The sequence below is a fragment of the Gemmobacter sp. LW-1 genome, from assembly GCF_001303875.1.
In the GTDB taxonomy this organism is placed as follows: Bacteria; Pseudomonadota; Alphaproteobacteria; order Rhodobacterales; family Rhodobacteraceae; genus Gemmobacter; species Gemmobacter caeni.
The window spans coordinates 125,875-149,560 of the sequence record NZ_LJSC01000054.1 but is presented as its reverse complement, the minus strand read 5'-3'; the positions used below and the strand labels follow the sequence as shown (position 1 = coordinate 149,560).

Genomic DNA, 23,686 nt, shown 5'->3' with positions numbered 1-23,686 from the left:
TTGTGATGACCAGCCTTCCTTCATCCTCAAAGGTCGTGATCGTCGGCGGCGGTATCGTCGGCTGCTCGACCGCCTACCATCTGGCCAAGATGGGCGTCGAGGTCGTGCTGCTGGAACGCAAGAAGCTGACATCGGGCACCACCTTCCACGCGGCGGGCCTTGTTGGTCAGGCGCGCAGCAATGCGAATGTGACGCAGTTGCTGGGCTATTCCATCGACCTTTACAAGAAGCTGGAGGCCGAGACGGGGCAGGCGACCGGCTGGAAGATGAACGGCGGGCTGCGGCTGGCCTGCAACGAGGAACGCTGGACCGAGGTGAAGCGGCAGGCGACCACGGCGCACAGCTTCGGGCTGGACATGCAGCTTCTGTCGCCGCAGGAGGCGCAGGATCTGTGGCCGCTGATGGACATCGGCGATGTCGTCGGCGCGGCTTTCCTGCCGACTGACGGGCAGGCCAACCCGTCCGACATCACGCTGTCGCTGGCCAAGGGCGCGCGCATGGCCGGGGCGCAGATCTTCGAAGATGTGAAGGTGCTTTCGGTGGACATCCAGAACGGGGTGATCCGGGGTGTCGTCACCGAACAGGGGCGCATCGACTGTGAAAAGGTCGTGGTCTGCGCCGGTATGTGGACGCGCCCCTTCTGCGCCGCGCATGGGGTGAACGTGCCGCTGGTGCCGGTGGAGCACCAGTATATCGTCACCGAACGGATCGAGGGCGTGACCTCTACCCTGCCCACGCTGCGTGACCCTGATCGCCTGACTTACTGGAAGGAAGAGGTTGGCGGGCTGGTGATGGGCGGCTACGAGCCGAACCCGAAGCTCTGGCGCGACGGATCTCTGCCGCCGGGGTTCCATTACACGCTGCTGGACAATGACTTTGACCATTTCACCCCGATCATGGAGCTGGCACTGGGCCGTGTGCCCGCGCTGGAGCGGGCAGGCGTGAAACAGATGATCAACGGGCCGGAAAGCTTTACCCCCGACGGGATGTTCATTCTGGGCGAGGCACCGGAACAGCGGAATTTCTTCGTCGGTGCCGGGTTCAACGCCTTCGGCATCGCCTCGGGTGGCGGGGCGGGCATGGCGCTGGCGGAATGGGTGGCCAAGGGGCAGGCACCCTTTGACCTCTGGCCCGCCGACATCCGCCGCTTCGGCCGCCCCCATTTCGATACCGACTGGATTCGCAGCCGGACCTATGAGGCTTACGGCAAGCATTACACGATGGCCTGGCCCAGCGAGGAACACCATTCGGCCCGGCCCTGCCGCAAATCGCCATTGTATGACACGCTGAAAGCCGATGGCGCGGTGTTCGGCGAAAAGCTGGGCTGGGAGCGGCCGAACTGGTTCGCCGATCTGGCGGCGGGCGAGGGGCAGGCGGATATCTACACCTTCCAGCGGCCGAACTGGCACGATGCGGTGGGCCGCGAACATCGCGCCTGCCGCGAGGCGGCGGTGTTGTTCGACCAGACCTCTTTCGCCAAATTCGCGCTGAAAGGCCCGGATGCCGAGGCTGCGCTGCAATGGATTGCCGCGAATGATGTGGGGCGTCCGGTCGGCAGCCTGACCTATACCCAGATGCTGAACGACCGGGGCGGGATCGAGGCCGATCTGACCGTGGTGCGCCGGGCGCGGGACGAGTTCTACATCGTCACCGGCACCGGCTTCGCCACTCGTGATTTTGACTGGATTTCGCGCAATATCCCGGCAGGCATGAATGCGCAGCTGTTCGACATCACCTCGGCCCATGCAGTGCTGTCGCTGATGGGGCCGCGCGCGCGCGACATCCTGCAAGCGGTTACGCGGGCAGATGTGTCGAACGCCGCCTTCCCCTTTGGCACGGCCCAGACCATTGGCATCGCCGGTTGCCCGGTGCTGGCGATGCGGGTCACCTATGTGGGTGAGTTGGGGTGGGAACTGCATTTCCCGGTGGAATACGCCAGCGCCGTCTATGCCGCGCTGTACAAGGCGGGCGCGGCGCATGGGCTGCGCAATGCGGGCTACCGCGCCATTGAAACGCTGCGTCTGGAAAAGGGCTATCGCGCCTGGGGCGCCGAGATCGGGCCGGATCACACGCCGGACGAGGCGGGCCTTGGCTGGGCAGTGAAGCTGAAGAAAGACATCCCCTTCCGGGGCCGCGAGGCGGTTGCGGCGCAGCGGGCAAGCGGGGTGCGCAAGATGATGGCGACCTTCACCACCGCGCCCGACATCATCCTCAGTGGCCGCGAAACGATCTATCGTGACGGGCAGCGCGTCGGCTGGCTCAGCTCGGGTGGCTTCGGCCATACGCTCGGCCGGTCCATCGGTATGGGCTATGTCCGCAACCCCGAAGGGGTCAGTGCCGATTATGTGCTGTCAGGCCGGTATGAGCTTGAGGTGGCGACGATCCGGGTGCCCGCCGAAGTCTCTCTGGCGCCGCTTTACGACCCGAAGATGGCGCGGGTGAAGGCCTGAGGCTCAGGCGCCGGTCTGGCAGGGCACCAGCCGGAACGGCGCCAGCACTTCGGTAAAATCGGCGGCAGGCGGCCGGTCCGTCACGATCTGGCTGTCTGGGGCAAGCTGCACCTGAAAGGTGCTGGGCGGGCGGCGCCCTTCGGTGAATTTGGAATGATCCACCGCCATGATCGTGCCTTCGGCGATCGCCTGCATGGCATCGGCGATATCTGCCTCGCATTGCTCGAAGGCCAGAAAACCGCGCCGGGGATCGACGGCCGAGGCTGACAGGATGCAGCGCCCGACCCGTATCCGTTCGATGGTGGCGAAGGCCTGCCGGTCATAGGCGGCGCCGTCATGGTCGCGCAACTGGCTGCCCGCCATATAGACCTTGTTGCCGGGTACGGTGGCCAGTGTCGAGGCGACGAAGGTGGAATTGGTGACCACCGTCAGGTTGCGCCGGATCTGCAACGCCTGCGCGATGAAGCCCGAGGTCGATCCGGTGTCGATGGCAAGGCTTTCGCCGTCTTGCACCATCGAGGCGACCATCGTGGCAATGGCGGTCTTTTCCTGCCGCATGAGCTGCATCCGGGCGTGATAGGGCGCATCCACCGGCTTCGACACCGCGACGATGGCGCCATGGACCTTGCGCACCTTGCCCGCATCGACCAGCGGCTTGATGACCCTGCGGATGGTCTGATCCGATACGCCCAGCAGATCGGACAACTCGCCGACAGAGATCGAGCCGCGCAGCGCGACCGCATTTTCGATCTGATAGGAATACTTGGTCATCGCCGTGGTTATCCGCCAGAATGCCTGCCATTGCAACAGAACCGCCCCGGTCAGGCGGGCTGCGGCGCACGCGACAGTTCGATGATCCGGTCCACAATCAGGCGGCTTTGCTGGTAGAAGATCAGTTCGCCCGCATCGGCGACAGGCTCGACCCGGATCCTGGGGTTGCGCCGCTCGATCTGGCGGTAGCGCATCTCGTCGAACACGCCGTCCAGCACGGGGGCGAGAAACAGCAGCGGGATGGTCAGCGCCTCGATGGCCGCGTCGATGGGCGCATCCGCCAGTTGCAGGTCGCGCACGAAAGCGCCATGTCCCTGTTTCAGGAGGTGTTCACAGGCGTTGCGGATCAGCGCCGCCACCTCTGGGTTCTGACAGGTGCGCATGTCCAGCGGGCGGGTGCGGTAGGCCCGCTCCAGATACCAGTCGACGCCATGTTGCCGCATCATGCGATGCGCCGATTTCGCCACCAGTTCCGCCAGCCAGGGTGTATGTGCCGCCATCCGCATCATGGTGCGCTGGATCGGTTGCAGGCGGTGTATGCCGCTGCGGTCCAGCACGCCGGTATAGCCAATGGCCATCAGCGCATGAAACCGCGCCGGATTGGCTTGCTGTTCCTCCAGCAGCGGAACAAAGCCGTTGGACATACCGATGCCAAGGCAGGGCTGGCGGATGACCCTGTCCAGAAACATCCGCAGGGCGGCCTGATTGTCCTGCCGTACATCCAGATCCTTGTGGAGCGAGCTGTTGCCATAGCCGGGGCGCGACAGGGCATAAAGTTTCACCCCGGCGCGGCGCAGCCGGTCCTCGGCCTCGGGCGGCAGGATATAGGTCATCGGAAAGCCGCGCAGCAGCACGGCGGGGCGGCCGTCACGCGCGCCCATCCATGTCCAGGTCACCACCCGGCCGTCTGGCGTCTCGATGCGGTCCTCGCGGCCCAGCGGATCCTGCCAGACCGGGCTTTCGCCGCGCTGGCCCATCGCCTCGCGCCCTGCGATCATCGCCAGAAGCCGCATCAGATCGACGTTTGTCGGGGCCTCGACCTTGGACATGATGGTCTTGACCTGCGTGCGCACGGTCAGGCGCGACACAGCCCGTGCCTCGGCGATGCGGTCAATGTCACGCAGCAGGAAGAACAGCCGCGCCACCTCCGCTTCGGCGGCGCTCAGCCCGAAGGCCTCGCGCAGGCGGGCCGAGACCGAAGGCTCCCACGCGATTTCGAGCGAGCGCAGCGCCACATGCGCACCGCTTTGGCCGCGCACGGCGATCATGTAGCCTTCGGCGGTAAAGGGCGGAAGCTCTGTTTCCGGGGGCGGGATCACGGTCAGGATGGCCTGCGCCGCATTGCCCTGGCCGCGCGCCGCCCGCATCAGTGCCGTGTAATCCTGAAGCGAGGCGGGGGCGATCACCTCGGTATCCAGAAAGGCGCCCTGCTTGGTGGCAAAGGCGCGCTCGCCCGCGATATTGGCCATGGCCACCCGGCCATCGGGTGTCAGTACGACCGCAGGCCCCGGCACATCAGTAATCGCGCGTTTCAGCGGGTCGTTCTCGGCCGGGATGTCGAGCGTTTCCAGCGTGTGCCGCGCCATCATCAACTGGCCGAACAATTGCTGCGACAGGCCCCGCCTGCGCCCGGTTTCCGGTTCGATCTGGTCCAGCTTGGCGGCCCAGCTTGCGATCATATCCTCGAAAGCATCCTGATCGACGATAGAGCGATAGGTGCTTGCCACGATCTGCATGTCGATCGGATCGGCCGTGGCGCCGTCTTCCGGCGCGCGCCCGTCCTCGGGGCCGAACAGAAACGCCTGATCGGCAAGCTGACCCTTGTGCGTCTGATCCGGCATTGTCCTGTCTGCTTTGGTTCCAATAGGGACACTCTAGCAGCGGATGCCGTTTCTTTCACCCGGTTTCGCGGCCCGGACCATCCGGGGTCTGCGCGGCATCCCAGTCCCGCAACCAGCGTTTCGGTGCCGCCGCGCGCCAGTCACGGATCAGGCGCGGGCGGGCCCAGCCGGGGTCGATGTGTCCGGCCCGCACCAGAACCAGCGCGCTGCGGGCATAATGCGGATGCAGGAAGAAGGTGGCGGGATCCGCCTGCATCAGCATCTCGCGTTCCTCCGCTGCGGCGCGAAAGACCGCGGCATCAACCAGCGGCGACCACCAGCACCACATCTTGCCATGCGCCTTCAGCGCCTCGTTGCCCCAGGGGTGTTCCACCGTGATCCGGGGCAGGCCCAGCCCCAGCGCAAACGCCTTCAGAGCGGGCCAGTCGGAAATCAATGCGCCGCCGCCCAGTTCGAGCCGCGTCCGGCATCGGCTTGCAGATGAACGCTCAGCTTCACCGCCGGTTCGGCGGCGCTTTCCATCACCTCACGGGCCGTGGCGATCAGGCGGTCAGTCTGATCCTCGGCCACTTCGAACAGCAGTTCGTCATGCACCTGCAACAGCATCTTCGCGTCGATGCCCTGAATGGCGGCAGGCATGCGGATCATCGCGCGGCGGATCACATCGGCCGCCGTGCCCTGGATCGGCGCGTTGATCGCGGCGCGTTTGGCAAACCCGGCGCCGGGGCCTTTCGCGTTGATCTCGGGCGTGTGGATCTTGCGGCCGAACAGGGTCTGCACGAAGCCGTGCGCCTTGGCGAAGGCAATCGTGTCATCCATATAGGCGCGGATGCCGGGGAAGCGTTCGAAGTAACGGTCGATGAAGCCCTGCGCCTCGGCCCGCGGGATGCGCAGGTTGCGGGCAAGGCCGAAGCCGGAAATCCCGTAGATCACGCCGAAGTTGATGGCCTTGGCCTGCCGCCGGATCATCGGGTCCATGCCTTCCACCGGCACGCCGAACATTTCCGAGGCGGTCATGGCATGGATATCCAGCCCGTCACGGAACGCCTGTTTCAGCGCCGGAATGTCGGCGATGTGGGCAAGGATGCGCAATTCGATCTGGCTGTAATCGAGGCTGACCAGCACCCGGCCTTCGGGCGCCACAAAAGCCTCGCGGATACGGCGGCCTTCCTCACTGCGGACGGGAATGTTTTGCAGGTTCGGATCGGTGGAGGCCAGACGCCCGGTGTTGGCCCCGGCGATGGAATAGGATGTATGCACCCGTCCGGTATCGGGGTTGATATGGTCCTGAAGGCTGTCGGTATAAGTGGATTTCAGCTTGGCGATCTGCCGCCAGTCCAGCACGCGGGCCGCCAGTTGCGCGCCCTGCGGATGGGTGTCTTCCAGCGTGGTCACATCTTCCAGGACATCGGCGCCAGTGGCATAGGCTCCGGTCTTGCCTTTCTGCCCGCCGGGGATCTGCATCTGGTCGAACAGGATCTCGCCCAGTTGCTTGGGGGAACCCACGTTGAACTTGCTGCCCGCGATGCCCTGAATTTCCTCTTCAAGCTGCACAAGCTTTTGCGCGAAGGCGTTTGACATGCGGGACAGCACATCACGATCCACCTTCACGCCCGCCATCTCCATCTCGGCCAGAACCGGGATCAGCGGACGTTCCAGCGTCTCATAGACCGTCGTGACCTGCGCGCGATGCAGCATCGGCGCGAAGCGTTGCCACAGCCGCAGCGTGATATCGGCATCCTCGGCCGCGTATTTCACAGCATCAGCGATGGCCACGCGGTCGAAGGTGATCTGCGACTTGCCGCTGCCGATCAGATCCTTGATCGGGATCGGCTTGTGGCCAAGGTAACGGTCAGACAGTTCGTCCATGCCGTGATTGTGCAGGCCCGCGAACATCGCATAGCTCATCAGCATGGTGTCAGCGATGGGGAACAGGTTGACGCCGTGGCGCGCCATGATCTTCAGATCGTATTTGATGTTCTGCCCGATCTTCAGGATCGCCGCATCCTCCAGCACCGGCTTCAGCGCGGCGATGACGGCTTCAAGCGGCATCTGCCCTTCCACCGGCGCATCGGAGGTGAACAGATCGCCGCCGCCCTGCCGATGCCCCAGCGGGATATAGCAGGCCGCCCCCGCATCGACTGCCAGCGAGATGCCCACCAGATCGGCGCGCATCTCGTCAAGGCTGGTGGTTTCGGTGTCGAACGCCACATGCCCCGCCTCGCGGATGCGGGCGATCCAGCGGTCCAGCGCCTCGGGGGTGGTGACGCCCTCATAGGCGCTGTGATCGAAGGGCAGGGCGACCGGCTCTGCCACCTCTTCGCCCGCAACGGGGGCGGCGGTGGGCATCGCGGGCGGCGTGATGTCCAGCTTGTCGGCGACGCGCTTGGTCAGGGTGCGGAATTCCATCGCGTTGAGGAAAGCCATCAGCGCCTCGGGCTCCGGCTCCTTCACTTCAAGGCTTTCCAGCGAGAAATCCAGCGGCGTGTCGCACTTCAGCGTGACCAGTTCCTTGGAAACCCGGATTTGGTCGGCGAAATTCACCAGCGTTTCCCGTCGCTTGGGTTGCTTGATCTCACCCGCTCGCGCCAGAAGGCTTTCCAGATCTCCATATTCGGTGATCAGAAGTGCCGCCGTCTTGATACCGATGCCGGGCGCACCCGGCACGTTATCCACGCTGTCCCCGGCCAGCGATTGCACATCCACCACCCGTTCCGGTCCCACGCCGAATTTCTCGAACACCTCGTCGCGGTCGATGGTCTTGTTCTTCATCGCGTCGAACATCACGACGCCATCGCCGATGAGCTGCATCAGATCCTTGTCGGAAGAGATGATGGTCACCCGGCCCCCGGCATCGCGGGCCTTGCAGGACAGGGTGGCGATGATGTCATCGGCCTCGTAGCCCTCGGTCTCGATACAGGCGATGTTGAAGGCCCGCGTGGCCTCCCGCGTCAGGGGGAATTGCGGGCGCAGGTCTTCGGGCAGTTCGGGGCGGTTGGCCTTGTAGGCCGGAAAGATCTCGTTGCGGAAGGTTTTCGACGAATGGTCGAAGATCACCGCCACATGGGTCGGGGCGTCGCCGGATTTGTTGCCCTCGATATAGCGGTAGAGCATGTTGCAGAACCCGGCGACCGCGCCGATGGGCAGGCCGTCGGTCTTGCGCGTCAGCGGCGGCAGCGCGTGATAGGCGCGGAAGATGAAGGCCGAGCCGTCGATGAGGTGAAGATGGCAGCCCTTGCCGAAAGTCATGGTCGTTCTCCGCGCGGTTTCATGGCAGTATTGGCACGAACGGGGGCTGTCTGCCACCCATCGGAGGCATGGATGCGGGTTCTGGGACGTGCATTGGCCGGTTTCGTGCTGGGGGCGCTGGTCGCACTGGGGATCGCGGTCGGGTTGACCTATGTGATGCCGGTCTCGCAGGCCGAAGGCGCCTATGCGATGAGCGTGGCGTTCTTCTGGATGCCCGCAGGGGCGGTGCTGGGCGCCATCCTCGGGGCGATCAGCGCCAAACGCGGGGCTTGACGCGCGCGCGGCGCGGCGCCATGGTGCGCGCCATGCTGAACCTGATCGCCCTCGTCTCGTTTTATTGGTCCGACGCTACATAGGCGGCCGGTCAGCATTTCCACATGACCCACAGGCCGCCCGCGAGGGGCAGGCCATGAGGATCGGGGTTCCCAAGCGGGCGAAACGCAAAGGAACCTTCCATATGTCTGTCGTCAACGTCCGAACCGCCGAACCCGTGCATCTGCCCGAGGTGCATCGCATGCTGATTGCGCTGGCCGCGCATCATGGCGACGCGGCGACCATCACCCCCGCCGATCTGTCGCGGCTGGTATTCCAAAGCCCGGCAACGCGGCTCCTGGTCGCCTGTCTGGCTGACAGCCCGGCGCCGCATCCGGTGGGTTATGCCCTGCTTGTGGCGCGGCAGAACCTGGTGACGGGGCAGGTGGGATATGTGATGGACCACCTGTTCGTGCAGCAGCCCTTCCGGCGGGCGGGCGTGGGCCGGGCGCTGATCGCAGCGGCGCGGGAACTGACGCTGGAAGAAGGGCGCAGCGGGCTGACCATCTCAACCCATCCGGCGAATACCGACGCACAGGCCGCCTATCGGGCGATGGGGCTGGCGGAGCTTCCGGTGACCGGGCCGCGATTTGCTGTGGCGCTGGCCTGATCGTCGGAAGGCGAAAGGGACGGGCGCAACGCCGTGGTGCCGGGGACTGGCCCCGCATCGCGGCCCTGCGGCCAGCGGCAGGCGATTCGCCCTGTCGTCAAAAGTCACGACCCTGCCCGGCATCGACGAGCCGGCAAATTGCCGGTCAGTCAGCGGCGGTATCGTGCGGGGATCAGTGGTCGTCGTGGGCGTGATCGCGGTCGATCACATAGCGCTTGTCGCAATAGCCGCATTCGACGAAGCCGGTATCCTGCGGAATGGTCAGCCAGACGCGCGGGTGGCCAAGCGCGCCTTCGCCTCCGTCGCAGGCCACTTTCCAAGTGGTGACGACCTGGGTTTCCGGGGCTTCGATGGTCATGGCTGTCCTCATGGATCATGGCTTGGCCCTGAGGGCCTTTGACGCATGATAAAAGCAGGCGGCGAGGGCGGCAAGGGCGAAGCGCCGCGCTGCGGCGTCAGACCGTCAGCCGGGCCACGATGCGGCGGGCGACCGGCGCCACCAGCAGCACGACCGGGAAAGCCACGGCCCATGCGGTGAGCCAGCTTCCCATCCATTCGCCAAAAAAGCCCGGTGCAGGGCCAAGGGCGCGCAGGGTGGCGATGCCGCTGACGATCCAGGACATCAGCCCCGACAGGATCAGGCCGAACAGGACGGGGGAGAAACGGGTGGGGATCATGGCAACCTCGGTCAGGAATGCGCCCCTGTTAGCGCAAGGGCACTGCCATTGTCCTGTGCGCCCGCGCAGGCTGCCTTGTGCGGAGGCTCCTGCGCGTCAGCTGCCCAGTTCTGCGGCGGGAATGACCGGAAAGAAGGCACCATCCGACATCAGCCCGAACCAGTCCGCCCCTTCATGGGGCCGCGTGATACCGATTTCGACGAGGCGGTAGAAACTCTTGCGGTCGATCCGCGCCTCCAGCCCGCGCCGCACCATGACGTAAGGCGCGGGTTCGCCCTCCGGCCCGTGGCGTTCGACGCGGATCGGGTGTTCGGGGCCGGCCGTCACCTCGTCGCCGACATTGGTGGTGAAGGTCAGGCGCTGGGCCTCGCCCGCACCTTCGCGGGTGAAATCCACGGCGATGAAGGGCGCGTCCTCGACCACGATGCCCAGTTTCTCGACCGGGGTGACGAGGTAATAGCGCCCTTCCTCCAGCTTCAGGATCGAGGCGAACAGTTTCACCAGCGGTGCGCGGCCGATGGGGGTGCCCTCGTGAAACCATGTGCCGTCGCGGGCGATGCGCATGTCCATCTCGCCGCAATAATCGGGGTTCCACAGATGCACCGGCGGCGGGCCTTTCTTCGCCGCGCGCTGCGCCTGTTCCAGAATTCCCGAAGTTTCGACCTTTGGTCCCGATTTCGCTTTTGTCATTTGTGCCTGCGCTCGTGATCCGTTCTAATGTGAATATAGTCTACGAAGGGCAGATGTCATGACCGATGAACTGGTGACGCGGATCGAGGCGCTGGGCGACCGGCTGGCGGTGGCTAAGGCCATGATCGACAAGCGGTTCATCGGGCAGGAAAAAGTGGTCGATCTGGTGCTTGCCTCGATCCTGTGTGGCGGGCATGCGCTGCTGGTGGGTCTGCCCGGTCTGGGCAAGACGCGGCTGGTCGATACGCTGTCCACCGTTCTGGGCCTGCATGGCAACCGCATCCAGTTCACCCCCGATCTGATGCCCGCCGATATCCTCGGCTCCGAAGTGCTGGAAACTGCCGCCGATGGCAGCCGCGCCTTCCGTTTCATCGAGGGGCCGGTGTTCTGCCAGCTTCTGATGGCGGATGAGATCAACCGCGCCAGCCCGCGCACGCAATCGGCACTGTTGCAGGCGATGCAGGAACGCGAGGTGACCATCGCCGGGCAGCACCGCCCGCTGGGCCGCCCGTTCCATGTGCTTGCGACGCAGAACCCGATTGAACAGGAGGGCACCTATCCGCTGCCCGAGGCGCAGCTTGACCGGTTCCTGTTGCAGATCGACGTCGCCTATCCGGTGCGTCAGGCGGAACGTGACATCCTGCTGGCCACCACCGGCGCGACCGAGGCGGTGGTGCATCCGGTGTTCACCGCCGAAGAACTGCTGTCCGCGCAAGAGGTCATCCGCCGCATGCCGGTGGGCGACAGCGTGGTCGAGGCGATCCTCGATCTGGTGCGCGGCTGCCGTCCGGGTGAACCCGAGGGGGCCGCGCTGGCCGGTACGCTGGCATGGGGGCCGGGGCCGCGTGCGGCGCAGGCGCTTATGCTGGCAGTGCGCGCGCGCGCTCTTTTGGAGGGGCGTCTGGCCCCGTCGGTTGCCGATGTGGCGGCGCTGGCGCAGCCGGTGCTGGTGCACCGCATGGCGTTGACCTTTGCCGCGCGGGCGCGGGGCGAAAGCCTTGCCGATGTCATTGCCGCCGCCACGGCCCGCAGCCTCGGGCTTGAGGCCGCCGCGTGACCGCTTCCCCCGACCTGCGTGCAAGGGCCGAAACGCTCGGCGCCACGCTGCCGCCGCTGCTGGCGGCGGCGGATCATCTGGCGCAGGCGGTGGTTCTGGGCGACCACGGTCGTCGCCGTGCCGGTCTGGGGGATGAATTCTGGCAATACCGCCCGGCCCATGCCGGGGATGGCGCGCGCGGTATCGACTGGCGCCGTTCTGCCCGGTCGGATGCGCATTTCGTGCGCGAACGCGAATGGCAGGCGGCGCAGAGTGTGGCGCTGTGGGTTGATCCGGCGGCTTCGATGCGGTTTTCCGGCGCGAAAGACCGCCCGACCAAGGCGGACCGTGCGCGGCTTCTGGCGCTGGCGCTGGCGGTGTTGCTGCTGCGCGGGGGCGAGCGGGTCGGGCTGGCGGGCGGTGACATCGCGCCGCGTTCGGGCCGGGCGCAGGCCGAACGGCTGGCGCTGGCGCTGGCCGAGGACAGCGCCGAGGATTACGGCCGCCCCGAGGTTGGCGGCTTGCCGCACCATGGCCGCGTCGTGCTGATCTCTGATTTCCTTGGCGATCTGGCGGGGGTGGAGGCCGCGCTGGAAGCCGCCACGGCGCGCGCCGCGCGGGGCGTTCTGCTTCAGGTGCTGGACCCGGCGGAGGAGGAATTTCCTTTCGACGGCCGCACGATCTTTGAATCCATGGGCGGCACCTTGCGCCATGAAACCCGCCGGGCGGGTGACCTGCGCGGCCGCTATCTGGCGCGGCTGGCCGAACGCAAGGCGCGGCTGGCCGACCTTGCCGCCGCCTCGGGCTGGCATGTGACCACGCATCACACCGGCACTGCGCCGCAACCGGCTCTGCTGTGGCTTTACCGGGCGCTGGAGGCCGCGCTCTGATGTGGATGCTGGGCCCTGTCGGTTTCACCGCGCCGCTTCTGCTGCTGGCTTTGCCTGCACTGCCGCTGCTGTGGCTTTTGTTGCGTGCGGTGCCGCCCGCGCCCCTGCGTCGCCGTTTTCCGGGTGTGGCCCTTCTGCTGGGCCTGACCGACGAGGATGCCGAGACGGAGCGCACGCCGCTCTGGCTGCTGCTGCTGCGCATGGCGGCGCTGGCGGCGGCGATCATCGCCTTTGCAGGGCCGGTGCTGAACCCCGCGCCGCCTGCGGCTGCGACGGATGACCCGCTGCTGATCGTGGTGGATGGCACCTGGGCCGATGCCCGTGACTGGCCGCGCCGCATCGACCGCGCGATGACCAAGGCCGAGGCGGCCGGCCGTGCCGGGCGCACGGTCGGGCTGATCCGTCTGACCGACCGGCCCGAGGCCCCGGTGTTCCACAGCGCTGCTGCCATTCGCGACCGTCTGGCCGGGCTGGTGCCGCAACCTTTCGCGCCTGCCGATCTGTCGGCCTGGGCTGCTGCGCTGGGCGAGGGGCGGTTTGAAACCTATTGGCTGTCAGACGGTCTGGACCATCCGGGGCGTGCCGATCTGGCAGCCGCCATGGCTACACATGGCCCGCTGACCGTGTTTGAAACACCGCGTCCGGTGATCGCGCTGAAGCCGCCGGTGTTCCGTGATGGGGCAGTGCAGCTTGCCGCGCTGCGCCTGCCCGCCGGTGCGCAACAGGAGATCGAGATTTCCGCCCGTGGCCCGGACCCTGCCGGGATCGAACGCGAACTGGCCCGCACCACGCTGGTGTTCGCCACCGGGCAGGGTGTGGCCGAGGGGACGCTCGACCTGCCGCCCGAGTTGCGCAACCGGCTGACGCGGTTTGAAATCGCGGGTCAGCCGACGGCGGGGGCGGTCTCGCTGACCGATGACAGCCTCAAGCGGCGCAAAGTGGCGCTGGTAGGCAGCGAGGCGGATGCCGAGGGGCTGATCCTGCTGTCGCCTGCGCATTATCTGCGGCAGGCGATGGCGCCCGAGGCTGATCTGATCGAGGGCGGCCTGTCGGATGTGCTGCTGGCCAGCCCCGATGTGGTGGTGCTGACCGATGTTGCGCGGCTGGGCAACGCCGAGGCCGAGGCGCTGCTGAAATGGGTGGCCGAGGGGGGCACGCTCCTGCGCTTCGCCGGGCCGCGTCTGGCAGCCGCCGAATGGGCGCCGGGCGAGGATGACCCGTTGCTGCCAGTGCGTTTGCGCGCGGGGGGCCGTAATCTCGGCGGCGCGATGAGTTGGGGCGACCCCCGCACATTGGCGCCCTTTGCCGAGGGCAGCCCGTTTTTCGGTCTGGCGGTGCCTGACGAGGTTTCGGTGACCCGGCAGGTGCTGGCTGAACCGGGGCCGGAACTGGCCGCGCGGACCATTGCCGCGCTGGCCGATGGCACGCCGCTGGTGACGCGCAAGGAGACGGGCGCGGGGCAGGTGGTGCTGTTCCATGTCACGGCCAATGCCGAATGGTCCTCGCTGCCGCTGTCGGGGTTGTTCGTGCAGATGCTGGACCGGCTGGTTACGGCTGCCCGCATCGGGATGACCGAAGATCGCGCGCTGGCCGGGCACAGCTTTGCGCCGGTGCAGGTGCTGGATGCCTTCGGCGTGGCGCAGGATGCGGGCAATCTGCCGGGTGTGACGGGAGAGGCTCTGGCGGTGGGGCGCCCCGGCCCCGACCTGCTGCCCGGTCTTTACGAGGAGGAAGACCGCCGCGTGGCGCTGAATGTGACCGCAGCGGACACCACGCTGCAAGCGGCGATCTGGCCTGCGGGCACCCCGGTCGAGGGCGCCGCGCGCGACACGGAACGTCCCCTTAAAGGGCCGCTCCTCGGGGCTGCGCTGGCCCTGATGCTGGTTGATATTCTGGCGGCGCTGGGCATTTCGGGCCGTTTGTCAGGCGGGCTGGCGGCGCGGCTGATGCTGGCGCTGATGCTCACCTTCCCGGCGCCCGCCGCGCGGGCCGATGCGGCAGAGGATGCCTTTGCCATCGAGGCGACGGGCGAGGTGCGTCTCGCCCATATCCTGACTGGCGACAAGCGGGTGGATGATCTGGCGCAGGCGGGGCTGCGCGGCCTGTCGATGAGATTGTTCGAACGCACCACCGTCGAACCGGGCGACCCTATGGCCGTCGATATCGAACGCGACGAACTGGCGTTCTTTCCCTTCCTTTACTGGCCGGTCACCGCCGACCAGCCGCTGCCTTCGGTCAATGCCTATCGCAAGCTGAACGATTTTCTGCGCACCGGCGGCATGATCCTGTTCGATACGCGGGATGCGGGCGTCAGCGGCGGCACCACGCCGGAATCGAAGCGGCTGCAACTCATCGCCTCGGGCCTGGACATCCCGCCGCTGGAGCCTGTGCCCGAAGATCACGTCCTGACCCGCACCTTCTATCTGTTGCAGGATTTTCCGGGCCGCTATTCCGGGCCGGTCTGGGTCGAGGCGGCACCCCCCGATGCGGCCCAGGCCGAGGGCATGCCGTTTCGCAATCTCAATGACGGGGTGACGCCGGTTGTGATCGGCGGGAATGACTGGGCGGCGGCCTGGGCGGTGGATGAAATCGGCATCCCCTCGCATCCGGTCGGGCGCGGTTCTGGCGGGGACCGGCAACGCGAGATCGCCTATCGCTTCGGGATCAATCTCATCATGCATGTGCTGACCGGCAACTACAAATCCGATCAGGTGCATGTGCCCGCGCTGCTGGAAAGGCTGGGCCAATGAAACCCGTTCTGGCTGGCGGTATCGTGCTGGACCCCCAATTGCCGCTTGCAGTGATTGCTGCGCTGGGTGTGGTGGCCGTGGTACTGGTGGCGCTGGCCTTCTGGCGCAGGCTGCCTGGGTGGTGGCTGCGCGGGCTGGCTGCCATTGTGGCGCTGGTGGCGCTGGCCAATCCCTCGCTGCAAGAAGAAGACCGCGCGCCGCTGTCGGACATCGTGATCGCTGTGGTGGACCGCACCGCAAGTCAGGGCATCGGCGGGCGTGAGGCGCAGACAGAGGCGGCGCTGGCCCGCCTGCGGGCCGAAGTGGCGGCGATGCCCGGCACCGAATTGCGCGAGGTCACGGTGCGCGATGCGCCGGGGGATGGTGGCTCGCGCGTGATGACCGCCCTGGCCGAGGCGCTGGCCGAGGAACCCCGCGCACGGGTCGCCGGAGCGGTGATCGTCTCGGACGGGCAGGTGCATGACACCGAACTTGCGCCACAGATGCCTGCACCGCTGCACCTGCTGCTGACCGGCAAACGCGCCGACTGGGACCGCCGCCTGATTGTCAAGAACGCGCCCGCCTTCGCCATTCTGGGCGAAGAACTGACGCTGACGCTGCGGATCGAGGATGACGGCGCCGTGCCAGAGGCATTGCAGGGCGAGGCGCAGCTGTCCATCGCCATAGATGGCGGCGAGCCGCGCTGGTATTCCGTGCCGGTCGGAGAGGATCTGGAACTGCCGGTCACCCTTCCGCATGGCGGCCAGAACATCCTGCAATTCGAGGTGCAGACCTCGGAGGGCGAGCTGACCACCCGCAACAACAGCTCGGTCACCGCGATCAACGGGGTGCGCGACCGGCTGCGGGTGCTGCTGGTTTCGGGCGAGCCGCATGCGGGCGAACGGGTCTGGCGCAACCTGCTGAAATCCGACCCGTCGGTGGATCTGGTGCATTTCACCATCCTGCGGCCGCCGGAAAAGCAGGATGGCATTCCGGTGGACGAACTGTCGCTGATCGCTTTTCCGACGCGCGAACTGTTCGTGGAGAAGATCGAGGAATTCGATCTGATCATCTTCGACCGTTACCGCCTGCGCGGTATCCTGCCGCTGCAATACCTTGAAAACGTGCGCGATTACGTCACGCGTGGCGGTACGGTTCTGGTGGCGGCGGGGCCGGAGTTCGGCACGGCCGACAGTCTGTGGCGCTCGCCCCTTGCCGATATCCTGCCGGTCACGACCACCAGCCGCGTGCTGGAGGGGGGCTTTCGCCCGAAGATCACTGCGCTGGGGCATCGCCATCCGGTGACGCAGGGGCTGGAGACCGGGGCGCCCGAATCCGGGTGGGGCCGCTGGTTCCGCCAGATCGAGATTGCGGCGCGTGGCGCCGGTCAGGTCGTGATGGAAGGCGCCGAGGGCAAGCCGCTGCTGGTTCTGGCGCGCGAAGGGCAGGGGCGCATCGCGGTGCTGGCCTCGGATCAGGCGTGGCTCTGGGGACGCGGCTACGAGGGGGGCGGGCCGCAGCTGGAACTGCTGCGCCGCCTGGCCCACTGGATGCTGAAAGAGCCCGAGCTGGAGGAGGAAACCCTGTCGGCCCATGCGGGCGCCGCGGGGCGTCTGATCGTCACCCGGCGCACGCTGGCCGAAGTGCCGCCTGGTCCGGTGACGCTGACCGCACCGGATGGCAGCGAAACCGAACTGGTGCTGCCCGAGGTGGAGCCGGGGCATTACGAGGCCGATATCGCCGCGCCACAGGTCGGGCTTTACCGCCTGAAGCAGGGCGAGTTGCAGACGGTCGTGGCGCTTGGCCCCCCGGCGCCGAAAGAGTTTGAACGCACCATCGCTGCGCCCGATGTGCTGGAGCCGGTTCTGGCGCAATCCGGCGGCGGCGTGCTGCGGCTGGAGGACGGCGCCTTCGACCTGCGGCAGGTTGCTCCGGGCCGGGTGGCTGCCGGGCGCGGCTGGCTGGGCATCACTCCGCGCGGGGCCTATCTCACGCAGGATGTACGGGTTGCCGCCCTGCTGCCAGGCTGGGCATGGCTGTTGCTGGCCAGCGTCCTGATCCTTGCAGCCTGGCTGCGCGAGGGGCGTCTGCCCGCCCGCCGCTGAACGCTTCCCCGAATCCCCTGCCGGGTGCATGCTGCGTCTGCGGCTTTGCCGTTCTTTGATTTTTTCACGGAAATTTTCGGCGGAGGGATTCATGGGCGGGGACGTCGATGTTGTTATTGTCGGTGCCGGAGTTGCAGGTCTGGCTGCGGCGCGCGCCTTGCGCACGGCGGGGCTGAGTTTCACGGTGATGGAGGCGATGGGCCGGATCGGGGGGCGGGCGTGGACCACGACCGCCGATTTCGGCGTGCCTTTCGACGTCGGCTGCGCCTGGCTGCATGCCGCCGACCGCAATCCCTTCTTTCCCGAAGCACAGGCGGCGGGCTGGACGCTTTATCATCACGACATGGGGTTGGATCACCTGTATTTCGGATCGCGCCGGGCTTCTGATGACGATCTGGCGCGGATGCGGGCGGCGGAGCGGGCGATGGCGGATTGCATTGCCGCGCACCAAGGGGCGGAGGACCGGCTGTCCGCGGTGCTGGCGGATTGCCATTATCTGCGCGCCTCGTCGACCTTTGCGGGGCCGATGGATTTCGGCGCCGATGATGACGAAATCTCCATCGCCGATTTCCGGGCAGCGGCGGATCTGGACCCCAATTACTTCACACGGGAAGGATTTGGTGCGCTGATCCACCATTGGGGGGCCGATGTGCCGGTGTGGCTGCGCACGCCGGTGCGGCAGATCCGCTGGGACGGGCCGGGGGTCGAGGTGGAAACCGATCGGGGTACGCAGCGCGCACGGGCTGTGATCGTGACCGTCTCGACCGGGGTGCTGCAATTCGATGGCATCACCTTTGCCCCTGCGCTGCCCGAAGCACAGCAGGAGGCGATTTTCGATCTGCCGATGGGGCTGCTGACCAAGATCCCCGTCGCGGTCAGTGGCACGCGGCTGGGCCTTGCGCCCTTCGACGATCTGCTGATGGAGCGCCATGCGCGGCATGATCTGTACTTTCTGTGCTTTCCTTTCGACCTCGACCAGATGGTCGGATTCGTCGGCGGCGATTTCGCATGGGAGATCGAGGCGGCAGGGGCCGAGGCCGGGGTGGACTTCGTCTGCGACCGGCTGGCCGACATGTTCGGCTCGGATGTGCGGCGCCATATCGGGCGGGGCGCAATGACACGCTGGGGCGGCGAGCGCTGGGTGCGCGGGGCCTATGCGGCGGCGCGGCCCGGCAAGGCGGGGGCACGGGATGTGTTGCGAAAGCCTGTGGGCGACCGCATCTGGTTCGCGGGCGAGGCGCTGGCAGGGGCTGGCCTCGTGCAGACCGCTGGCGGTGCCCGTCTGTCGGGGGAGGCCGTCGCGCAGGCGGTCGCGGCCCGTTTGTCAGTGGTGGTCTGAGGGGTCTTCCGACAGGCGCGGCAGCATGGCTGCACGCGACTGCGAGGCGAATTCGCGCCGGATCAGCGTGGCGAATGTTGCCGTCATGGTCAGGAACAGCCCCCAGGGCCCGACCAGCCAGCCCAGAGCGCCGATCGCGAAATAGACCGAGCGCAGGCCCCGGTTGTAGTTCTTGGCAGCGGTGATGTTCACCTCGGCGGCGCGGGCGGCGCGGTCATAGGCGGCGGGATGCTCCGGATCATTCGGAACCGACGCCATCAGAAGCGAGCAATAGCCGAACAGGCGGTGCGACCAGACGAATTTCAGGAAACCGTTCACCACGAAGGACAGGATGAAGACGATCTTCACCTTCATCACCAGCGCCGGATCATCATGCAGGGAAAACGCAACGGCCAGCCCCTCCAGCGGGGCGGTATCGCCCAGCAATGCCAGGCCACCGCCGAGCGCCAGCATGCAGGTCGAGGCGTAAAAGGTGATGCCCTGTCGCAAGCCATCCAGCACCGAGGCATCATACATGCGCGGCTGCCGGGTCACGAATTCCCGCATCCAGTCGCGCCGGTAATATGCCATGATGACCGAGACCGAAAGGTGCCGCCCGTTCGGGCGTTCTATGGCCAGTTGCAGCACAATCACCCCGGCCAGCGTATAGGCCACGGCAAGCATGTCGGCGGTCGAGAACTGAAGAAGAAGTGTCGGCAGGTCCATCAGGCGTTGATAGACCAAAGCCTTGGCTTGCCAAAAGCAAAAATTGGTTATACTTTTTTACCAATCAGGGAGGTCTGCCATGGATATGCCAAGGCCCGATGCCGCGATCCTGTCGCGCAAGGCGCGGATTGTCGCGCGTCTGCGCGAGGTTCTGCCCGCCGATGCGGTGGTGGATGACCTGCATGAACTGCGCGCCTATGAGTGCGATGCGCTGTCGGCCTATCGCTGCCCGCCGCTGGCGGCCATCCTGCCGCGCAGTACCACTGAAGTCGCCGCCGCGCTGAAAGTCTGCCATGACGAAGGTGTGCCGGTGGTGCCGCGTGGTGCGGGCACCTCGCTGGCGGGCGGGGCGCTGCCCACTGCGGACAGCGTGATTCTGGGCGTCGCGCGGATGAATGCGGTGCTGGAGGTCAGCTACACGGACCGTTTCATCCGCGTGCAGTCGGGCCGCACCAATCTGAGCGTTTCGGGCGCAGTGGAGGAAGCGGGGTTCTTCTACGCCCCCGATCCCTCCAGCCAGCTCGCCTGTGCCATTGCGGGCAATATCGCCATGAACTCGGGCGGGGCGCATTGCCTGAAATACGGCGTGACGACCAATAATCTGCTGGGTGTGACCATGGTGCTGATGGATGGCACGGTGGTCGAGATCGGCGGGCCGTGGATGGATGCGCCGGGGCCGGATCTGCTGGGCGTTGTCTGTGGCTCGGAAGGGCAGCTGGGTGTGGTGACAGAGGCCACGCTGCGCATCCTGCCGAAACCCGAGGGCGCGCTGCCGGTGCTGATGGGATTCGATTCGTCCGAAGTGGCGGGTGCCTGCGTGTCGGACATCATCAAGGCGGGCGTGCTGCCTGTCGCCATCGAATTCATGGACCGGCCCTGCATCGAGGCCTGCGAGGCTTTCGCCAGGGCGGGCTATCCGATGTGCGAGGCACTGCTGATCGTCGAGGTGGAGGGATCGGAGGCCGAGATCCGGCACCAGCTTGACCTGATCATGCAGATCGCCCGGCGGCACAGCCCGGTGGAACTGCGCGAAGCGGCGGACGCCGATCAGGCGAAACGCATCTGGCTTGGCCGCAAATCGGCCTTCGGTGCCATGGGGCAGATCAATGATTACATGTGCCTCGATGGCACGATCCCGGTGTCGAGCCTGCCTTTCGTGCTGAAACGCATTGGCGAGCTGAGCCGGGATTTCGGGCTGGATGTGGCCAATGTCTTCCATGCCGGGGACGGCAACATGCATCCGCTGATCCTCTATAATGCCAATCTGCCGGGCGATCAGGAGAAATGCGAGGCGCTTGGCGCTGAGATTCTGAAGCTCTGTGTTGAGGTGGGCGGCTGCCTGACCGGCGAACATGGCGTGGGGATCGAGAAGCGCGACCTGATGGCGGTGCAGTATGGCCCCGCCGATCTGGAGGCGCAGTTGCGGGTGAAAGACGTGTTTGACCCGAAATGGCTGCTCAATCCCGCCAAGGTGTTTCCGTTGCAGGTGACGGCCAGTCGTCGCGCGGGTTGAAAGCTTGGCGGGGGCTGTCTGCCCCCCACGGCCTTCGGCCTCCCCCCCGAGGATATTTTTGAACAGATGAACGAGATGCGTCCAGCAAGCGAAGCGGAACTTTGCGAGATCATCCGGGCGGCCTCGGGGCCGCTGGTCGTGCGTGGCGGCGGCACGCGTGGGGCTTTGCCTGCGGGAGCGGTCCTGGAAACCGGCGGGTTGAACGGGGTCACGCTGTACGAGCCGGGCGCGCTCACGCTGGTGGCCGGGGCGGGGACGCCGGTCGCGGAACTGGAGGCGCTGCTGGCCGCCGAGGGGCAGCGGCTGGCCTTCGAGGTGCCGGATCTGCGCGGACTGCTGGGGCGCGAGGGGACTTCGACCCTGGGGGGTGTCGTGGCCGAAAATGCCTCGGGTCCGCGCCGGGTTTCGGTGGGGGCCTGTCGCGACTTCTGCCTCGGCGTGCGTTTTGTCGACGGGCGCGGCGAGGTGATCCGCAATGGCGGCCGGGTGATGAAGAACGTAACCGGATATGATCTGGTGAAGCTGCTGGCGGGCAGCCGGGGGCGGCTGGGGGTCTTGACCGAAGTGGCCCTGAAGGTGCTGCCCCGCCCCGAGACGGAGGCGACGCTGTGCCTGTCCGGGCTGTCGGATGCGCAGGCTGTGGAGGCGCTGTCTGCCGCGCTGGGATCGCCCTATGAGGTCACGGGGACGGCGCATCTGCCGGGGCAGGGGACTTACCTGCGGATCGAAGGGTTCGAGGGATCGGTGCGCTACAGGCTGGAGCGGCTGCGCGCGGTGCTGGCATCTTACGGTGCGGGGGCGGAGGTGGCCTCGCCCTGGGCGGCGATCCGCGATGTCACGGCGCTTGCAGGGCGCCGCGGAGATCTTTGGCGGCTGTCTCTGCGCCCCTCCGAGGCGCCGGGCGTGGTGGCGCGTCTGGGGGCCGAGGCGGTCGTCTACGACTGGGGCGGCGGGCTGGTCTGGGCGCTGATGGCGCCGGGCAGCGATGTTGTCGGGCGGCTCGGCGCCTTTTCCGGCCATGCAACCTGTCTGCGGGGGGGAGTGGCAGGCCCGGAGGAGCCGCCGACGATTGCCACATTGACCAATGGCCTGCGTCTGCAGTTCGATCCGCGCGGGGTTTTCGCATGACGCTGCCATTCTGGGCAATGCAGGCTGGGCCGCCGGTCGTGGTGTATCTGTTGTTGTGCCTTCTGCCGCGCGGCTGGCCCTTCTGGGGTGGCTGCTTTCTGGCGTTGCTGGCAATGGGCGTGCTGTATCTGCGGGCTCTTGGGGCGGAAAACCTGCCGGGGCAGGTTCAGGCCATGGCGCTTGGTGTGGCCATCGCGCTGGCCGGGCTGGCACAGACGCTGCGGCAGGTTCTGCCTGCCCGGTTTTATCCGCTGGTGGTGATCGGGCTGCTGGCCATCCCCGGCGCCGGGCTTTATCTGACGGGACTGATCTGAAATGCAGACGAGCTTTACCCCCGAGCAACTGAAAGATCCCGGAATTGCACGGGCGAACCAGATCCTGCGGACCTGTGTGCATTGCGGCTTCTGCACCGCGACCTGCCCGACCTATCAGGTGTTGGGGGACGAGCTGGACAGCCCGCGCGGGCGCATCTACCTGATCAAGGATATGCTGGAAAGCGGGCGGCCTGCCGATGCGCAGACGGTGAAGCATATCGACCGTTGCCTGAGCTGCCTGGCCTGCATGACCACCTGCCCGAGCGGGGTGCATTACATGCATCTGGTGGATCACGCGCGGGAGTATATCGAGCAGACCTATCGCCGTCCCTGGCACGACCGGGCGCTGCGCTGGCTCCTGTCCCGGATCATCCCCTATCCGGGGCGGTTCCGGCTGGCGCTGCTGGGCGCCAAGATGGCGCGGCCCTTCGCGCGGCTGCTGCCGGACCGGCGGTTGCGGGCCATGATCGCCATGGCACCGAAGCAGGTGCCTCCGGTCAGTCGCAATGACGATCCGCAGGTGTTTGCGGCGCATGGCGCGGCGCGGATGCGGGTGGCGCTGCTGACGGGCTGTGCGCAAAAGGCGCTGAACACCGACATCAACGATGCCACCATCCGGCTGTTGCGCCGGCTGGGGTGCGAGGTGGTTGTGGCCAAAGGCATGGGTTGCTGCGGGGCGCTGACGCATCACATGGGGCGCAGCGGCGAAAGCCATGCGCAGGCCGGAGCCAATATCGCGGCCTGGATGGTGGAAAAGCGTGGTGCGGGGCTGGATGCGGTTGTCATCAATACCTCGGGCTGCGGCACCACGGTCAAGGATTACGGCCATATGTTCCGCAACGATCCCTTGGCGGGGGATGCGGCGACGGTGTCTGCCATGGCGCTGGACATCAGCGAACTTCTCGCAAGGCTTGGACTGCCCGAGGGCGCGCCGAAGGGGCTGCGTGTGGCCTATCATGCTGCCTGTTCGCTGCAACACGGGCAACAGGTGAAGACCGCGCCAAAAGACCTGCTGAAACGCGTGGGGTTCGAGGTGGTGGAACCTGCCGACAGTCATCTGTGCTGCGGTTCGGCCGGCACCTACAACCTGTTGCAGCCCGAACTTTCAGCTGAGTTGAAGCGCCGCAAGGTGGCAACGCTGGAGGCGAAGGCGCCGCAGATCATCGCGGCGGGCAATATCGGCTGCATGATGCAGATCGGGTCGGGAACCGGGGTGCCGGTGGTTCATACGGTCGAATTGCTGGATTGGGCGACCGGCGGCCCGGTGCCGCGCGCCCTTGCCAGCGGCGGGCTTTTGTCACAATCCTGAGGGGTGTGCCGCGATACG

The 23,686-nt window shown here is 66.5% G+C and carries 20 protein-coding genes; 12 read left to right on the top strand and 8 right to left on the bottom strand.

All coding sequences use genetic code 11. From position 1 onward, the window contains the following. The first annotated feature begins 5 nt into the window (after positions 1-5). Positions 6-2,450 carry an FAD-dependent oxidoreductase gene (locus AO684_RS17005; protein WP_054303914.1) on the top strand — a complete coding sequence of 815 codons (2,445 nt, stop codon included), beginning with the start codon at positions 6-8 and terminating at the stop codon, positions 2,448-2,450. Between the two features lie 3 nt (positions 2,451-2,453). Here AO684_RS17005 and AO684_RS17000 read toward each other — a convergent pair whose 3' ends face one another. Genes AO684_RS17000 through polA form a run of 4 tightly spaced genes read right to left on the bottom strand, consistent with a single transcriptional unit; the run spans position 2,454 to position 8,311 of the window. Next, positions 2,454-3,221: a DeoR/GlpR family DNA-binding transcription regulator gene (locus AO684_RS17000; RefSeq protein WP_054303913.1), complete on the bottom strand. Its 768-nt coding sequence runs from the start codon at positions 3,219-3,221 to the stop codon at positions 2,454-2,456. Positions 3,222-3,271: 50 nt separating this feature from the next. Further along, the gene (locus tag AO684_RS16995) at positions 3,272-5,062 is read right to left on the bottom strand and encodes a helix-turn-helix transcriptional regulator (protein WP_054303912.1); all 1,791 of its coding nucleotides are present in this window, start codon (positions 5,060-5,062) and stop codon (positions 3,272-3,274) included. Between the two features lie 55 nt (positions 5,063-5,117). Further along, positions 5,118-5,498, bottom strand: a complete 381-nt coding sequence (locus AO684_RS16990; protein ID WP_054303911.1) for an MmcQ/YjbR family DNA-binding protein — start codon at positions 5,496-5,498, stop codon at positions 5,118-5,120. After that, positions 5,495-8,311, bottom strand: a complete 2,817-nt coding sequence (polA, locus tag AO684_RS16985) for a DNA polymerase I (protein WP_054303910.1) — start codon at positions 8,309-8,311, stop codon at positions 5,495-5,497. Before polA ends, AO684_RS16990 begins: the two co-directional genes overlap by 4 nt. A gap of 72 nt (positions 8,312-8,383) precedes the next feature. Here polA and AO684_RS16980 point away from each other — a divergent pair, with 72 nt between their 5' ends. Together AO684_RS16980 and AO684_RS16975 are read left to right on the top strand one after the other, a co-directional pair. Continuing rightward, positions 8,384-8,584 (top strand): hypothetical protein, encoded by a 201-nt coding sequence (locus AO684_RS16980; protein WP_054303909.1) that lies wholly within the window; start codon positions 8,384-8,386, stop codon positions 8,582-8,584. A 184-nt stretch (positions 8,585-8,768) separates the two neighbouring features. Continuing rightward, the gene (locus AO684_RS16975) at positions 8,769-9,233 is read left to right on the top strand and encodes an N-acetyltransferase (RefSeq protein WP_054303908.1); all 465 of its coding nucleotides are present in this window, start codon (positions 8,769-8,771) and stop codon (positions 9,231-9,233) included. 172 nt (positions 9,234-9,405) lie between these two features. Here AO684_RS16975 and AO684_RS16970 read toward each other — a convergent pair whose 3' ends face one another. The 3 genes from AO684_RS16970 to AO684_RS16960 form a co-directional block, all read right to left on the bottom strand. Further along, the gene (locus tag AO684_RS16970; protein ID WP_054303907.1) at positions 9,406-9,591 is read right to left on the bottom strand and encodes a zinc-finger domain-containing protein; all 186 of its coding nucleotides are present in this window, start codon (positions 9,589-9,591) and stop codon (positions 9,406-9,408) included. Between the two features lie 97 nt (positions 9,592-9,688). Next, positions 9,689-9,910: a DUF2798 domain-containing protein gene (locus tag AO684_RS16965; RefSeq protein ID WP_054303906.1), complete on the bottom strand. Its 222-nt coding sequence runs from the start codon at positions 9,908-9,910 to the stop codon at positions 9,689-9,691. A gap of 96 nt (positions 9,911-10,006) precedes the next feature. After that, entirely contained in the window at positions 10,007-10,600 is a 594-nt protein-coding gene (locus AO684_RS16960; protein ID WP_054303905.1) for a DUF1285 domain-containing protein, read from the bottom strand. Between the two features lie 58 nt (positions 10,601-10,658). Between AO684_RS16960 and AO684_RS16955 the strand changes: the two genes are divergently transcribed. The 5 genes from AO684_RS16955 to AO684_RS16935 all read left to right on the top strand — a co-directional run bounded on the left by AO684_RS16955 (position 10,659) and on the right by AO684_RS16935 (position 18,699). Continuing rightward, the gene (locus tag AO684_RS16955; RefSeq protein ID WP_054303904.1) at positions 10,659-11,657 is read left to right on the top strand and encodes a MoxR family ATPase; all 999 of its coding nucleotides are present in this window, start codon (positions 10,659-10,661) and stop codon (positions 11,655-11,657) included. Then, positions 11,654-12,526 carry a DUF58 domain-containing protein gene (locus AO684_RS16950; protein WP_054303903.1) on the top strand — a complete coding sequence of 291 codons (873 nt, stop codon included), beginning with the start codon at positions 11,654-11,656 and terminating at the stop codon, positions 12,524-12,526. The genes AO684_RS16955 and AO684_RS16950 overlap by 4 nt, the downstream gene beginning before the upstream one ends. Beyond that, a complete protein-coding gene (locus AO684_RS16945) occupies positions 12,526-15,276 on the top strand; it encodes a DUF4159 domain-containing protein (protein WP_054303902.1) in 2,751 nt (916 codons plus the stop codon). Before AO684_RS16950 ends, AO684_RS16945 begins: the two co-directional genes overlap by 1 nt. Then, positions 15,273-17,360, top strand: coding sequence for a glutamine amidotransferase (locus tag AO684_RS16940; protein ID WP_152968455.1), 2,088 nt, complete (start codon positions 15,273-15,275; stop codon positions 17,358-17,360). The genes AO684_RS16945 and AO684_RS16940 overlap by 4 nt, the downstream gene beginning before the upstream one ends. 91 nt (positions 17,361-17,451) lie before the next feature. Continuing rightward, the gene (locus AO684_RS16935; RefSeq protein ID WP_054303951.1) at positions 17,452-18,699 is read left to right on the top strand and encodes an NAD(P)/FAD-dependent oxidoreductase; all 1,248 of its coding nucleotides are present in this window, start codon (positions 17,452-17,454) and stop codon (positions 18,697-18,699) included. On the opposite strand, the gene AO684_RS16930 is transcribed toward AO684_RS16935, so the two are convergent. Next, positions 18,685-19,404, bottom strand: a complete 720-nt coding sequence (locus tag AO684_RS16930) for a DUF599 domain-containing protein (RefSeq protein WP_054303950.1) — start codon at positions 19,402-19,404, stop codon at positions 18,685-18,687. The two genes, AO684_RS16935 and AO684_RS16930, sit on opposite strands and share 15 nt — an antisense overlap. 79 nt (positions 19,405-19,483) lie before the next feature. On the opposite strand from AO684_RS16930, the gene AO684_RS16925 reads away from it, so the two are divergent. The 4 genes from AO684_RS16925 to glcF all read left to right on the top strand — a co-directional run bounded on the left by AO684_RS16925 (position 19,484) and on the right by glcF (position 23,668). Continuing rightward, the gene (locus tag AO684_RS16925) at positions 19,484-20,917 is read left to right on the top strand and encodes an FAD-linked oxidase C-terminal domain-containing protein (protein ID WP_054303901.1); all 1,434 of its coding nucleotides are present in this window, start codon (positions 19,484-19,486) and stop codon (positions 20,915-20,917) included. 75 nt (positions 20,918-20,992) lie between these two features. Further along, positions 20,993-22,045 (top strand): FAD-binding protein, encoded by a 1,053-nt coding sequence (locus AO684_RS16920; RefSeq protein ID WP_054303949.1) that lies wholly within the window; start codon positions 20,993-20,995, stop codon positions 22,043-22,045. Continuing rightward, entirely contained in the window at positions 22,042-22,359 is a 318-nt protein-coding gene (locus tag AO684_RS16915) for a hypothetical protein (RefSeq protein WP_145693645.1), read from the top strand. The genes AO684_RS16920 and AO684_RS16915 overlap by 4 nt, the downstream gene beginning before the upstream one ends. 1 nt (position 22,360) lies before the next feature. Beyond that, positions 22,361-23,668: a glycolate oxidase subunit GlcF gene (gene glcF / locus AO684_RS16910; protein ID WP_054303899.1), complete on the top strand. Its 1,308-nt coding sequence runs from the start codon at positions 22,361-22,363 to the stop codon at positions 23,666-23,668. Positions 23,669-23,686 lie beyond the last annotated feature (18 nt).

Bases quoted from the DNA above. Each gene is read 5' to 3' on its own strand.
- AO684_RS16940 (WP_152968455.1), top strand. From the start codon at position 15,273: ATGAAACCCGTTCTGGCTGGCGGTATCGTGCTGGACCCCCAATTGCCG.
- AO684_RS17000 (WP_054303913.1), bottom strand. From the start codon at position 3,221: ATGACCAAGTATTCCTATCAGATCGAAAATGCGGTCGCGCTGCGCGGC.
- AO684_RS16970 (WP_054303907.1), bottom strand. From the start codon at position 9,591: ATGACCATCGAAGCCCCGGAAACCCAGGTCGTCACCACTTGGAAAGTG.
- AO684_RS17005 (WP_054303914.1), top strand. From the start codon at position 6: ATGACCAGCCTTCCTTCATCCTCAAAGGTCGTGATCGTCGGCGGCGGT.
- glcF (WP_054303899.1), top strand. From the start codon at position 22,361: ATGCAGACGAGCTTTACCCCCGAGCAACTGAAAGATCCCGGAATTGCA.
- AO684_RS16945 (WP_054303902.1), top strand. From the start codon at position 12,526: ATGTGGATGCTGGGCCCTGTCGGTTTCACCGCGCCGCTTCTGCTGCTG.
- AO684_RS16965 (WP_054303906.1), bottom strand. From the start codon at position 9,910: ATGATCCCCACCCGTTTCTCCCCCGTCCTGTTCGGCCTGATCCTGTCG.
- AO684_RS16955 (WP_054303904.1), top strand. From the start codon at position 10,659: ATGACCGATGAACTGGTGACGCGGATCGAGGCGCTGGGCGACCGGCTG.
- AO684_RS16920 (WP_054303949.1), top strand. From the start codon at position 20,993: ATGCGTCCAGCAAGCGAAGCGGAACTTTGCGAGATCATCCGGGCGGCC.
- AO684_RS16980 (WP_054303909.1), top strand. From the start codon at position 8,384: ATGCGGGTTCTGGGACGTGCATTGGCCGGTTTCGTGCTGGGGGCGCTG.
- polA (WP_054303910.1), bottom strand. From the start codon at position 8,311: ATGACTTTCGGCAAGGGCTGCCATCTTCACCTCATCGACGGCTCGGCC.
- AO684_RS16935 (WP_054303951.1), top strand. From the start codon at position 17,452: ATGGGCGGGGACGTCGATGTTGTTATTGTCGGTGCCGGAGTTGCAGGT.
- AO684_RS16925 (WP_054303901.1), top strand. From the start codon at position 19,484: ATGGATATGCCAAGGCCCGATGCCGCGATCCTGTCGCGCAAGGCGCGG.
- AO684_RS16930 (WP_054303950.1), bottom strand. From the start codon at position 19,404: ATGGACCTGCCGACACTTCTTCTTCAGTTCTCGACCGCCGACATGCTT.
- AO684_RS16960 (WP_054303905.1), bottom strand. From the start codon at position 10,600: ATGACAAAAGCGAAATCGGGACCAAAGGTCGAAACTTCGGGAATTCTG.
- AO684_RS16915 (WP_145693645.1), top strand. From the start codon at position 22,042: ATGACGCTGCCATTCTGGGCAATGCAGGCTGGGCCGCCGGTCGTGGTG.
- AO684_RS16995 (WP_054303912.1), bottom strand. From the start codon at position 5,062: ATGCCGGATCAGACGCACAAGGGTCAGCTTGCCGATCAGGCGTTTCTG.
- AO684_RS16975 (WP_054303908.1), top strand. From the start codon at position 8,769: ATGTCTGTCGTCAACGTCCGAACCGCCGAACCCGTGCATCTGCCCGAG.